This is a genomic window from Emcibacter sp. SYSU 3D8 (genome assembly GCF_039655875.1).
Lineage (GTDB): Bacteria > Pseudomonadota > Alphaproteobacteria > SMXS01 > SMXS01 > RI-34.
In genome coordinates this window covers 111,274-123,692 of sequence record NZ_JBBYXK010000001.1, presented here as the reverse complement: position 1 = coordinate 123,692, position 12,419 = coordinate 111,274, and the positions used below count along the sequence as shown (strand labels likewise).

Here is a 12,419-nt window from a genome sequence, read left to right as displayed (position 1 = left end):
GCGAACCCTAGGAGCCTCGATCGGCCCAATCAAGCGCATCACTGTAACACAAAGAAAAAGGGCCTCCCGCCAGCGCGGAAGGCCCCAATTCCAGATTGGCCTTGCGCCTAGCGCTTGGAGAACTGGAAGCTACGGCGGGCCTTGGCCTTGCCGTACTTCTTGCGTTCGACGACGCGCGAGTCACGGGTGAGGAAGCCGCCGTCCTTCAGCGGCTTGCGCAGCGTGGGTTCATAGAGCGTCAGCGCCTTGGAAATACCGTGCCGCACCGCGCCGGCCTGACCCGACAAGCCGCCGCCGACGACCGTGGCAACCACGTCGTACTGATTGTTGCGGTCGGCGACCTCGAAGGGCTGGCGCAGGATCATGCGCAGCACCGGACGGGCGAAGTAGGTGTCCTGGTCACGGCCATTGACGGTAACCTTGCCTGAACCCGGCTTCAGCCAGACGCGGGCAATGGCGTTCTTGCGCTTGCCGGTCGCATAGGAACGGCCCTGGGCGTCGATTTCCTGCTCGTACTTCGGAGCCGCGGTCTCCTGCGAGGTGGCGGCGCCCAGATCCTTCAGATCGGTGATGGTATCGGACATTACGCGTTCCTCTTGTTCTTAGGATTGCGGCTGGCGAAATCGAACACCGCCGGCTGCTGCGCTTCGTGCGGGTGCTCGGCGCCGGCATAGACGCGCAGCTTGCGCATCTGGTCGCGGCCGAGCGGACCACGCGGCACCATGCGCTCGACGGCCTTCTCGATGACGCGTTCCGGATGGGCGCCGTCCAGAATCTTGGCGGCGGTACGGCTCTTGATGCCGCCCGGATGGCCGGTATGCCAGTAATACACCTTGTTCTCGCGCTTGCGGCCCGTCAGGTGAACCTTCTCGGCATTGATGATCACGACGTGATCGCCGCAATCGATATGCGGGGTATAGGTCGGCTTGTGCTTGCCGCGAATGATCTTCGCGACCTCGGAAGCGAGACGGCCCAGCACGACGCCTTCGGCGTCGATTACCAGCCACTTTGCCTCGACCTCGGAGGGTTTGGCGGAATAGGTTTTCATCGGTCGGTCCTTGAATAAGGGGCTTCACGCGCCCCTGGATCGTCGGCGGCGAAGTATGGCGATTTACAAACACAAGTCAACAGGATAGCATTCAATTTTCACCTGTTAAAACAACACCTTAAAAATATGGTATTTAACTACCACACATTCGGGCGCTATTTTCCGGGCGTGCCGGCCGTTTCCGCCTCGATCCACGACAAATAGGCCGGATTTCCCGCATCGATGGGCCAGGAAACGATGCATGGCACCTCGTAGGCGTGCAACGCCCGTACCCTTGCCGTAAGCGCATCAAACAGTGAGGCCCGGGTCTTGGCGACCAGCGCCACCTCGGTATCGTGCCGGACAGCGCCCTCCCAGCGGTACACCGATTGGACCTCGCCCAGGATGTTGACGCAGGCGACGAGCCGGTCCTCGACCAGCGCTGACGCGATACGGTCGGCCTCGGCGGCCGATGACGCCGTCATGTAGACCGTGACATATCCACTCATGGTTTCCTCACCCGGTGCAGGGCGTACAAGGACGCCGTCAGCAAAGCGAGCCCGCCGGCCTGGTGAAACACGGCGAGCCACGCCGGCACATAGGGCAGAACGAGTACGGTGACGATGCCGGCGACGACCTGAAACAGCGTCGCCAGAGCCAGCAGATGTGCCGGTGCTCCCTTCTCCCGATTGAACCACCACCAAACACCCACCAGCAGCGTGATCAGGTATGCCAGCATGCGGTGGTTGAACTGGACGATGCGGTGATCCTCGAACATGCCGGGCCACAACGGCGGATCGGTCCATATGCCGGCCGGGATGAACCGGCCGTTATCCATGGCCGGCCAGGTGTTGTAGATGAAGCCGGCATCGATGCCCGCCACGAACGCGCCCGCCAGGATCTGCAGAAAAATCAGTCCGGTGAGCACACCGCAGAACGGCGCCAGACGCCCAGGCGCCGGCCTGAGCAGGCCGAATATCAGCCAGACCATGTACCCGTAGATTCCGAAGGCAATGCCCAGATGGGCGGCGAGCCGGTACTGGCTGACATCGGGCCGGTCGACCAGCCCGCTCGCCACCATGTACCAGCCCATGAAGCCTTGCAGCCCACCGAGCCCCAGCAACAGCCAGAGCCGTGGCTTCAGTGGCCCTGGAATCTGGCCACGCCACAGCATCCAGAAGAACGGTACGGCGAACGCCAGACCGATCAGGCGGCCGAGCAGACGGTGCAGATACTCGAACCAGAAAATTGTCTTGAAGTCGGCAACGGTGAAGTCGCTGTTCTTCTTCTGGAACTCGGGCGAGGTCTTGTACTTGTCGAATTCGGCCTGCCAGGCGCTGTCCGACAGCGGCGGCAAGGTGCCGGTAACCGGACGCCATTCGACGATCGACAACCCGGATTCGGTGAGCCGCGTCACACCGCCCAGCAGCACCATGATGACGATCAGGGCGGCGACGGCGATGAGCCAGCGGATGATGCGGGTGCGGTCCTGGAGGGTCGGGCTGCTGGCTGCGGTCATTTCGGGGGCCTCGAAGTGAACCGGGGCCGGCGCAAGGCCGGCCCCGTGAACTGGTCGGAGTGGCCGGATTTGAACCGACGACCCTCACACCCCCAGTGTGATGCGCTACCAGGCTGCGCTACACTCCGTTAGACGCCTCGTCGAGGACGATACCCTCGGTTCGAAGCGGGCGCACTATAATGCCAGCCCGCGACGGGATACCAGCCCTAATGTTGCATGAAAGTCAGCGAGTCAGCATTCCCCGGATTTCATCCAGTTCGGCGAGCAGACGCTGCAGATTGATGCCATCCTGATTTTCATCCCGAACGATCTCGGCCGCATCGAGCGGTGCGGCGAGCGACGGCGCTGGCGCAGGCGATGCAGCCGGAACGGCACCCTCTTCCCGGCCGCCATTGGCCACCGAGCGCACACCGCGCTCCTTCAGCACCTTCTGCACGCCCTTGATCGTATAGCCGTCCTCGTACAGGAGCCGGCGAATGCCGCGCAGCAGCAGCACATCTTCGGGACGGTAGTAGCGGCGCCGGCCGCCGCGCTTCAACGGACGGATCTGGGTGAACTTGCTTTCCCAGAAGCGCAACACGTGCTGCGGGACGGTGAGCTCGTCCGACACCTCGCTGATGGTGCGGAACGCGTCCGGCGACTTGCGCGGCGCGCTGCGCCCGTCGCTATTTTCCTGGTCCGATGCCATTCAATAGCGGCTTACGACGGACGGGTCGCGCTGGCGACAATGGACTTGAGGACCTGGCTGGGCCGAAACACCAGCACGCGGCGTGGTCCGATCGGCACCTCTTCGCCGGTCTTGGGGTTGCGTCCGGTGCGGCCGCCCTTCTTGCGTACAACGAAGCTGCCGAACGAAGAAATCTTCACGCTCTCGCCCTCGACCAGCTTGTCGGAGATGATGTCCAGCACCCTCTCGACCAACTCTGCCGACTCATTGCGAGACAGGCCTACTTCCTGATAAACGGCCTCGCTCAGATCCGCTCTCGTTACGGTATTTCCGCTCATTGCCTGCACCTATTCCCCGAAGTGATGGGAAATAGGTTAGGCATTGCCGTTAAGCCAGTCAATATAAAAGGAAATTCCCGGCAACTAACAAGCCGGATTAATTGTCACCGAACCGCAAGCAGCAGGCTACCAGCGAACCAGACTGGCCCCCCAGGTGAATCCGCCCCCCATGGCCTCGAGCAACAGCAGATCGCCGCGTTTGATCCGGCCGTCGCGGACCGCAGTATCGAGCGCCAGAGGAACAGATGCGGCCGAGGTATTGCCCTGGTCCTGTACCGTCATCACCACCTTGTCCGTCGAGACGCCCAGCTTCCTGGCCGTGGCATCCAGAATGCGGCGATTGGCCTGATGAGGCACGATCCAGTCGATATCCGAAGGAGATAAATCAGTTCCCTCGAAAACCTCTTCAACAATGTCTGCCAAGTTATTGACAGCATGTTTGAATACATCTTTTCCACGCATTCTCACCTTGCCCGTCGTCTGGGTCGTGGACGGGCCGCCATCGACATAGAGAAGATCGTGCTTGGTGCCGTCACTGCGCAGCTTGCTGGCGATGATGCCGCGGTCGCCCGCGCCCGTCTCGCCGCTCACCACCACCGCCCCGGCGCCGTCGCCGAACAGCACGCAGGTCGTGCGGTCTTCCCAGTCGAGAATGCGCGAGAAGGTCTCGGCGCCGATCAGCAGCAGGTTCTTGGCCATGCCGCCGCGGATCAGATTGTCGGCAATGGACAAGCCGTAAACGAAGCCGGAGCACACCGCCTGGATGTCGAAGGCCGCGCCGCGAGTTATGCCCAGGCCGGCCTGCACTTTGACGGCGGTCGCAGGGAAGGTTTCGTCGGGTGTGGCGGTGGCGACGATCACCAGATCGATGTCGTCGACGCCGAGACCCGCGTCCGCGATGGCACGCCTGCCCGCCGCCATGGCAAGGTCCGACGTATATTCGCCATCGGCGGCGATATGCCGCTGACGTATACCGGTGCGCTCGACAATCCAGTCATCGCTGGTGTCGACGAATTCGGACATCTGAGCATTGGTGACGATGCGCTCGGGAAGGTAGGACCCGACACCGGCGATCACGCTTCTGGTGCCGCTCACGGTGCCACCACCTGTGCGGGCGCCGCGGGACGCTGGCTGCCATAGTGAGCCATATCCCCGGCGATCTTGCCGTTCAGGTCGCCCTGCGCCAGATCCCTGGCCACGGCAATCGCGCTCGCAATGCCGGCGGCATTGGCGCCGCCATGACTTTTGACCACCAGTCCGTTCAGCCCCACTAACATGCCCCCGTTATGCGTATTGGGATCGAGATGGGCGCGCAGCGTGCGGAGAGCGCCGCGGGCCATGAGATAGCCCAGCATAGACATGGGCGAATTCCGGAACGCCCGCCGGAACAGATCGGCGATCAGCATGGACGTCCCTTCGATAGTCTTCAGTGCCACATTACCGGTAAATCCATCCGTAACATAGACATCGGCGCTGCCCTGCCCCAGATCGTTGCCCTCGGCGAAGCCGACGAACTCGAACATCAGGTCGGCCGCGCGCAATTCCTCGGCGGCCTGCTTGACCTCCTCGTTGCCCTTGAGATCTTCGGTGCCGATGTTGAGCAGCGCCACCTTGGGACGGCTGAGCCCCAGCACAACGCGCGCATAGGCGGCGCCCATGACGGCGAACTGCACCAAATTCTCGGACGAGCACTCGACATTGGCGCCGAGATCGAGCATGGCGCTTTCGCCGCGCCGCGTGGGAAGCAAGGTAACCAATGCCGGCCGGTCGATGCCGGGCATTGTCCGCAGGATAAACTTCGAGAGCGCCATCAGCGCGCCGGTGTTGCCGGCCGACAGCGCTACGTTGGCGGTTCCGTCGCTGACCGCCTGAATGGCAAGCCCCATGCTCGACGTCCGGCCCTTGCGCAGGGCCTGACTGGGCTTCATGGCGCCATCCACAACGGATTCGGAATGGACGATGGAGCAGCAATCCTTCAGACGGGCCCTTTGGGCAAGGCCCGCCTCAAGCTGCGGGCCATCGCCGAACAGAACATAGCGCAGGTCCGGATGCCGTTCCCGCGCCAGTTCAGTGCCGTCCAGAATGACGCCCGGGGCTTGGTCTCCGCCCATGGCGTCAAGGGCGATCGTCAGGGCGCCAGCCAATGTGACATCCCCCGCACCCGTTGCTTAGAAGGTCTCGGTCGCCTCGGTAACCTCGCGGCCGTCATACTGGCCGCATGCCCCGCAGACATGATGCGGCAGCTTGACCTCGCCGCAATTCGGGCACTCAACGGACTGAGTGCGCACGAGCGCATGATGCGAACGGCGCATATTCCGTTTCGAGGGCGTGGTTTTTCTTTTCGGTACCGCCATCTGTCGAACTCTTGCTACTTAGCGCCCCGACCACCGGGGCAACGTTTAGGCGCCAGAACATACTCAGAATTCTACGCGCTTCAAGTTTTGTCTTTCAGTTTCTTCAACACGGCGAAAGGATTCGGCTTCACGACGTCTGCGGAATCGACTTCTTCGGGCAAAGCGGGCGCCTGGGCCCCCGGCGCACGGGGATAGGGATCAAGCGCAATAGCCAGATATTGCACGCAGATTTCACCCAGGTCGACGATTCCCTCCTCGGCAATCTCCAGATCGTCCTCGTCGGCGTCGATTTCGACCTCGGTCCGCTTGTCGGATTCGTCCTCGGTCAGCAACCGCACATGGATTTCCTCGTCGATCGCCGCGTCGACCGGGTCACCCGTGATAATGCATCTCTGGGTAAGTGCCGCGGTCATCCGCCCGTTGAATATCGCCGAGCGCCCGCGGCGCAGCGGATCGAGACGGCCGCGCACAGCGAAATCCGCAACCGCGAGCAAGTCGAGACGGCGGGCGATCGCGTCACGCTCCGCATCGCTCGGGCTGATTTCGATATGACGTCCGCCATCGGGAAGGCTGACTATGTCGAATGGACGGTGCAATTCAGGACGATTGCTCTCGGTCATGGCGAGTCTCCCGGGGCCGGCCCGAAATTCACCTCGCCCGCCATCAGGGCGGCAATCGGGAACGACCTCAATGCAGTGTTTTCCCGGCGCATATAGGCCGCCAGATGGTCCAGCGCGGCGGGCGCGGGCGCCGCATCGCGGTAGACATTTCGTGTCAGCGCCTCCTCGAGCGCAGCACCACCCTCTTCCAGGGCCTCCTCATAGGCCTTGACCCGGCCCATGAACGCCTTGCCCATGGCGCGGACCCTGCGGCCAATGCCCATGTCGCCGACACCCATCTCGCGCAGCGAGCGGTCCATGTCCGCGAACATTTCATCGAACAGCACCTGAGACAGCGCCTCGCCATCTGGACCGCCGTCGCGCAGCCGCCGCATGATCAGAAAGGCATGGACAACGATCATGTCGAAACGGCCATCGATCGTGTCCGGAACGCCGCATGTGGTGTAGAAGCCAGTGCGCCGCGATTGATTCACGGCGGTATTGTAGAGCGCGTTCGCCCGGAGCTGATCGGGCGAGGGCATGAATGCCCGGCGGATATTCTTCAGGAACTGCAGCATAGCCTAATCCACGAGGCGATCGCCCAACCGGCGCGGACGTTGACAGTGCCGGGGTGCGATGCCATTTTCTAGCCCAGCGAATAGGCCCTTGGCCGGGCGCCGTCAACCGGCGCCGGCATCTCGATTAAAGAGTGAGTTGGTGAACAGACAGACGCTTCTCGTTGCACTGGGTCTGACGGTGGCCTGTACGGCCATGCTGTCAGGCTGCGCCAAGACCGTTGATACGCGCGGTTATCTGATGGACGAGGACGTGATCACCGAGATCCGTCCGGGCGTCGACAACCGCGCCTCCGTACTGGCGGCGCTGGGTACGCCTACCGTGCCTGGAACCTTCGATGACGAGAACTGGTATTATGTGACCAGAACGCAGGAGAGCTGGGCATTCTTCCGCCCCGACGTGGTGGACAACCAGGTTCTGCAGGTCTCGTTCGACCAGTCTGGCAACGTCAAGGAAATCTCCCGCGCCGGCATGGAAGCAGCCCGCGAGGTGAGCCCGGTCGGCGACAAGACGCCGACCCGCGGCAAGGAGCTGGGCTTCTTCGAGCAAATCTTCAGCAATATCGGTCGCTTCAGCGGTCCCGGCCCGGCATCGCCTGGTAACTAGGCGTTCCGCAGCTGGGCGCGTTCGCTCCCGGAGCGTGCCTTGAGCGTGGGATATCCCTGCCCTTGGCACGGGTCGCTTGGCGTTCGGTCAGCATGGCCCCGCATGATGGGGCCTTGAAATCCTGCCGCTGCGCCAGTCCTTGCACCACCAGTAAATCGTCCCGGAATGTATTCCGGCACGCAGGCAAGGAAAAAGGGCCCGGCGGTTTCCCACCGGGCCCTTTCCTGTAATGCGCCTGCCCTATGCGTTGCGCGCCAGGATGGCGAGCAGCAGCAGAGCCACGATGTTGGTGATCTTGATCATCGGGTTGACGGCCGGGCCGGCGGTATCCTTGTAGGGATCGCCGACCGTATCGCCCGTCACCGCGGCTTTGTGGGCTTCCGAGCCCTTGCCGCCATGATGACCGTCCTCGATGTACTTCTTCGCATTGTCCCACGCGCCGCCGCCGGCGGTCATGGAAATGGCGACGAACACGCCGGTGACGATGACACCAAGCAGCATGGCGCCCAGCGCCGCGAAGGCATCCGCCTGTCCGGCAATGGCATTGAAGAGGAAATACACCGCGATCGGCGACAACACCGGCAGCAGCGACGGGATGATCATCTCCCGGATCGCCGCCTTGGTCAGAAGATCGACCGAACGGGCATAATTGGGCTTGGACGTGCCCGCCATGATGCCGGGGTTTTCACGGAACTGGGTCCGGACTTCCTCGACGATGGCGCCGGCCGCGCGGCCGACCGCCATCATGCCCATGGCGCCGAACAGATAGGGCAACAGGCCGCCGAGCAGCAGACCGACCACCACATAGGGGTTGGACAGGCTGAAGTTCACGGTCACGTCGTTGAAGAAGTGAGCCAGATCCTCGGTATAAGCGGCAAACAGCACCAGCGCGCCAAGACCGGCCGAACCGATCGCATAGCCCTTGGTGACCGCCTTGGTGGTGTTGCCGACGGCGTCCAGCGCGTCGGTGACCTTGCGTACTTCCGGCTCCATGTCGGCCATCTCGGCAATGCCGCCGGCGTTATCGGTCACCGGGCCATAGGCGTCGAGGGCAACGACCATGCCGGCAAGTGCCAGCATGGTGCTGACGGCGATGGCGATGCCGAACAGGCCGGCAAAGCTGTAGGTGATGATGATGCCGGCGCAGATAACCAGCGCCATCGGCGCGGTCGCTTCCATGGAGACGGCAAGACCCTGGATCACATTGGTGCCGTGGCCCGTCGTCGATGCCTGAGCAATGCTCTTCACCGGGCGGAAGTTGGTGCCGGTGTAATATTCGGTAATCCAGATCAGCAGGCCGGTGATCACCAGGCCAGTGACACCGCAATAGAACAGCGACATGGCGGTGAACGCGTTGCCGTTGACCTCGAAAGCCGCATCCATGCCGCCAAGAATGTACTCGGTCAGCGGGTAGAGTGCGATCAGCGACAGCACCGCCGTGGCGATGAAGCCCTTGTACAGTGCCCCCATGATGTTGTTGGAGCTGCCCAGACGGACAAAGAACGTGCCGATGATGGAGGTGACGATGCAGACGCCGCCGATGGCCAGCGGATACAGCATCAGGCTGGTCTGCACTTCGCCGACGAAATAGATGCTCGCCAGCACCATGGTGGCAACAATGGTCACCGCATAGGTCTCGAACAAATCGGCTGCCATGCCGGCGCAGTCACCCACATTGTCGCCCACATTGTCGGCGATCGTTGCAGGATTGCGCGGGTCATCCTCGGGAATGCCGGCTTCGACCTTACCCACCAGATCGGCGCCAACGTCGGCGCCCTTGGTGAAAATACCGCCGCCGAGACGGGCGAAGATGGAAATCAGCGACGCGCCGAAACCCAGGGAAACGAGCCCGTCGATCAGGCTGCGATCGCCTTCGGGGAAGTCGAAGCTGAGAAGGAACGCGTAATAGCCGGCAACGCCCAGCAGCGCCAGACCGGCGACGAGCATGCCGGTAACGGCGCCGGCGCGGAACGCCAGGCTAAGCCCGGCGCCAAGGCCGATACGCGATGCCTCGGCGGTACGCACATTGGCGCGGACCGAGACGATCATGCCGACATAGCCGGCGGCGCCGGACAGTACCGCGCCGATCACGAAGCCCAGCGCGGCGAATTTGCCAAGGGCGAAGAACAGACCGATCGCGATGATAACGCCGACGACACCGATCGTGGTGTATTGTCGGTTCAGATAGGCCTTTGCCCCCTCCTGGACGGCGGCTGCGATTTCCTGCATCCGTGCATTGCCGGCGCTTGCTGCAAGAATGGCGCGGCCGGTTACTAGGCCATAGACAACGGCCAACAGACCGCAGCCTATGACCAGCCAAAGTTCAAGTGACATCAGAGACTTCCCTCATCTATTCGTTGGGGCCTCATTACAGCGGAAACATTGTCCGCGGACCCGGTGGTTCGCCCGATTTACGGGTTCTAGGTTCGGTCGAAACTGTGACGTATCCACCCTTCAAACGCAAGCGCCGGGCCCGCGTCGAAACGGTCCGGTCCCGGCCAATTGGCGCCGCAGTCCCGCCCGTCCGGCCGTCAGGGAAACCCGGCCGAACAGGGGTGAATGTGGCTTTGTGAGAAAGACCCGAAAAAGCAAACGCCGGGTCTCGATCGGGGAAAATACCCGCTTCGAGAACCCGGCGCTTATGCCGGCCCAAGTTTACCCGGCAAAACTTCCTGCGCTTCCGCCTCTCCAGGAGGCGGTGGCGGCGTGCTCTTTAATTCGCGCTGCCGCGAATCCACTTCGATATGTCATTGATGGCGTCGTCGAGGATCTGTGCGACCTCGTTCAGCTCGGCCCAACGGGCTTCGCGCGCCAGGTACTGCAGACCCGGAAGAAGCGACTGGGCATTCTCCTGAGAGGTCTCGGCAACCAAACCACTGATACGCGTTTCGGGGGTCATGTTAAGCTACCTTTTCCTGAGTTTCGACGGCCGCGAGGTCGTCGGCGGTCTGAAGGACTGAATACGTAATGCCGAGCTTGCCGCGGACGCGGGCAAGAATTTCCGGCGACACCTTGGGGGCCACGGCGCGGACGGCTTCGCCGCCAATCATCCGGGTCTCGCCCAGAACCGTCACCGGCCAGCCGGTGCGCTCCATGAGAATGGTCTGCAGCGCGACGGGCATCAGAATGTAGAATTCATCGATGCCTTCGCGGATACCGAATTCCAGGTAGCCGCACATCATCTCACCGACCACGCGCGCCCGTTCGGCGTCAGGCAGGTCTGGATCGACGGCGAGGCGAGTACCCTCCCAGATCCGGTCCGACTTCACGAGCGGCGCGAAGGTGACCATGTCGGAGAAAACTTCCTCGAGCATGTACGGCATGCTGGTCGGGCTGACGCGCGTCACAGCGCGAACGACGCCCTGCTTATCCCGATAAGTCAGGTAAGTGGCAGCCGGCGTGTCGAACTGGTCGAACTCCATGCCCCGATAGCTCGGGACATCGTAGCCCTGCTGCTGAATGAAGACCTTATAGCGAAGACGATGCTGCGACGCGATGGCGTCGCCGAAGAGGTGGGCTGTTTCGCAGGTAATACAATCGATCATGGCTCTATCATCAGGTTGCGGGTTGAAGCCTGATGACGGTACCCCGCCGGCGCGCGCTCCACACCTACGGTACTCCGTAGGGTTTTGCAGAAAACTTCTTACGCCTTGATATTAAACGGAGAATTGTCTCGGGCGCAGCGTATTTGGCCCTCCAGAAGCCATTTGGAGGCCCAGAACCCTTACATGCATAAAACTTGAATTAGAAAAAACAGCGGCGGAGCTGCAGCGGCAATGTGATCGATTAAGGCGGGATCGGACGAGCCCCTGCCCCTGCCCTGGCCCCTCGACCCGGTCCCTCGACCCGGCACGACGACCCGGCACGACGACCCGGCACGACGACCCGGCACGACGACCCGGCACGACGACCCGGCACGACGACCCGGCACGACGACCCGGCACGACGAAAAAGGCCGCGACGGATACCGTCGCGGCCTTTATTCAACCAAATGACTTGTCGCGCTGTTACGGCAGGATCAGGCCCAGATGCAGCGCCTTGACCACCGCGGTGATACGGCTGTCGACGTCCAGTTTCTTCAGCATGTTACGGACATGGAATTCAACGCCATGCTCGGAAATGCCGATGATCTCGCCGATGGTCCAGTTGCTCTTGCCCTGGGCGCACCAATGAAGAACTTCACGCTCGCGCGCCGTCAGCGATACCGCGATCTGGTCGCGGCTGCCCGGCTCTTCGAACGACCAGTAATTCAGGTGAAACTGGTGAACGAGGGCATTCAGAACGCCCAGGTGATGCGGCGCATCGGTCCGGCCCGACGTGCTGGCCAGGCCAACGCCCGAACTTTCGCCGCGAGGACCGTGCAGGGGAATGCCAACGCCATCATTCAGGCCGGCATCCACGGCGCCTCCCATCAGGACGCGCTGTTGCTTGGTCAGATGCATGTGCGTGGGCAGTGCATCCCAGCAGAAGGGGCGCGGCGCCACGATGCCATAGCGGACGACCGGATCGTACTTGTCCCAGCGATTGGTCGCGTACTGGCCGAGCCAGTCATTCGGGTAATTGGTCAGGACAACCGACGACCCGTCGTCCTCGCCTTCGCCGACGGCGCGGGTGCTGTGATACATCACCCGGTCGAAGCCATACTGGCCGACTGCCTGCCGGAAAAGCACCAGGGCTTCGTCCCGTGACTGGGCTGCGTTTGAACGTTCGATGTACTCCAGGATCTCCATGGG

16 protein-coding genes and 1 tRNA gene are annotated in these 12,419 nt (G+C 62.4%); 1 reads left to right on the top strand and 16 read right to left on the bottom strand.

Going from position 1 to position 12,419, the window contains the following annotated elements:
• Window positions 1-107: 107 nt before the first annotated feature.
• From rpsI to WJU21_RS00550, 12 genes are all read right to left on the bottom strand, one after another.
• On the bottom strand, window positions 108-584 hold the full coding sequence (gene rpsI, locus WJU21_RS00605) for a 30S ribosomal protein S9 (protein ID WP_346321442.1): 477 nt from the start codon (window positions 582-584) through the stop codon (window positions 108-110).
• The gene (gene rplM, locus WJU21_RS00600) at window positions 584-1,048 is read right to left on the bottom strand and encodes a 50S ribosomal protein L13 (RefSeq protein ID WP_346321441.1); all 465 of its coding nucleotides are present in this window, start codon (window positions 1,046-1,048) and stop codon (window positions 584-586) included. Before rplM ends, rpsI begins: the two co-directional genes overlap by 1 nt.
• A gap of 155 nt (window positions 1,049-1,203) precedes the next feature.
• Complete coding sequence (cutA, locus tag WJU21_RS00595; RefSeq protein ID WP_346321440.1) at window positions 1,204-1,536, bottom strand: divalent-cation tolerance protein CutA; 333 nt, start codon at window positions 1,534-1,536, stop codon at window positions 1,204-1,206.
• Window positions 1,533-2,546 carry a COX15/CtaA family protein gene (locus WJU21_RS00590; RefSeq protein WP_346321439.1) on the bottom strand — a complete coding sequence of 338 codons (1,014 nt, stop codon included), beginning with the start codon at window positions 2,544-2,546 and terminating at the stop codon, window positions 1,533-1,535. The genes cutA and WJU21_RS00590 overlap by 4 nt, the downstream gene beginning before the upstream one ends.
• 51 nt (window positions 2,547-2,597) lie before the next feature.
• Window positions 2,598-2,674: transfer RNA gene (locus tag WJU21_RS00585), tRNA-Pro, on the bottom strand.
• A gap of 95 nt (window positions 2,675-2,769) precedes the next feature.
• Window positions 2,770-3,234, bottom strand: coding sequence for a MerR family transcriptional regulator (locus WJU21_RS00580; RefSeq protein ID WP_346321438.1), 465 nt, complete (start codon window positions 3,232-3,234; stop codon window positions 2,770-2,772).
• 11 nt (window positions 3,235-3,245) lie between these two features.
• On the bottom strand, window positions 3,246-3,551 hold the full coding sequence (locus WJU21_RS00575) for an integration host factor subunit alpha (protein WP_346321437.1): 306 nt from the start codon (window positions 3,549-3,551) through the stop codon (window positions 3,246-3,248).
• 126 nt (window positions 3,552-3,677) lie between these two features.
• On the bottom strand, window positions 3,678-4,646 hold the full coding sequence (locus WJU21_RS00570) for a beta-ketoacyl-ACP synthase III (RefSeq protein WP_346321436.1): 969 nt from the start codon (window positions 4,644-4,646) through the stop codon (window positions 3,678-3,680).
• A complete protein-coding gene (plsX, locus tag WJU21_RS00565) occupies window positions 4,643-5,695 on the bottom strand; it encodes a phosphate acyltransferase PlsX (protein ID WP_346321435.1) in 1,053 nt (350 codons plus the stop codon). Before plsX ends, WJU21_RS00570 begins: the two co-directional genes overlap by 4 nt.
• Window positions 5,696-5,719: 24 nt before the next feature.
• Complete coding sequence (gene rpmF / locus WJU21_RS00560; protein ID WP_346321434.1) at window positions 5,720-5,905, bottom strand: 50S ribosomal protein L32; 186 nt, start codon at window positions 5,903-5,905, stop codon at window positions 5,720-5,722.
• Window positions 5,906-5,985: 80 nt separating this feature from the next.
• Window positions 5,986-6,525, bottom strand: a complete 540-nt coding sequence (locus WJU21_RS00555; protein WP_346321433.1) for a DUF177 domain-containing protein — start codon at window positions 6,523-6,525, stop codon at window positions 5,986-5,988.
• A complete protein-coding gene (locus WJU21_RS00550) occupies window positions 6,522-7,082 on the bottom strand; it encodes a ubiquinol-cytochrome C chaperone family protein (RefSeq protein ID WP_346321432.1) in 561 nt (186 codons plus the stop codon). The genes WJU21_RS00555 and WJU21_RS00550 overlap by 4 nt, the downstream gene beginning before the upstream one ends.
• 139 nt (window positions 7,083-7,221) lie before the next feature.
• Between WJU21_RS00550 and bamE the strand changes: the two genes are divergently transcribed.
• Entirely contained in the window at window positions 7,222-7,686 is a 465-nt protein-coding gene (gene bamE / locus WJU21_RS00545; RefSeq protein ID WP_346321431.1) for an outer membrane protein assembly factor BamE, read from the top strand.
• A gap of 240 nt (window positions 7,687-7,926) precedes the next feature.
• Here bamE and WJU21_RS00540 read toward each other — a convergent pair whose 3' ends face one another.
• From WJU21_RS00540 to WJU21_RS00525, 4 genes are all read right to left on the bottom strand, one after another.
• The gene (locus WJU21_RS00540) at window positions 7,927-10,020 is read right to left on the bottom strand and encodes a sodium-translocating pyrophosphatase (protein ID WP_346321430.1); all 2,094 of its coding nucleotides are present in this window, start codon (window positions 10,018-10,020) and stop codon (window positions 7,927-7,929) included.
• A gap of 379 nt (window positions 10,021-10,399) precedes the next feature.
• On the bottom strand, window positions 10,400-10,585 hold the full coding sequence (locus tag WJU21_RS00535) for a hypothetical protein (RefSeq protein WP_346321429.1): 186 nt from the start codon (window positions 10,583-10,585) through the stop codon (window positions 10,400-10,402).
• 1 nt (window position 10,586) lies between these two features.
• Window positions 10,587-11,231, bottom strand: a complete 645-nt coding sequence (locus WJU21_RS00530) for an acyl-homoserine-lactone synthase (protein WP_346321428.1) — start codon at window positions 11,229-11,231, stop codon at window positions 10,587-10,589.
• Between the two features lie 462 nt (window positions 11,232-11,693).
• Window positions 11,694-12,416, bottom strand: a complete 723-nt coding sequence (locus WJU21_RS00525; protein ID WP_346321427.1) for a LuxR family transcriptional regulator — start codon at window positions 12,414-12,416, stop codon at window positions 11,694-11,696.
• Window positions 12,417-12,419: the final 3 nt, after the last annotated feature.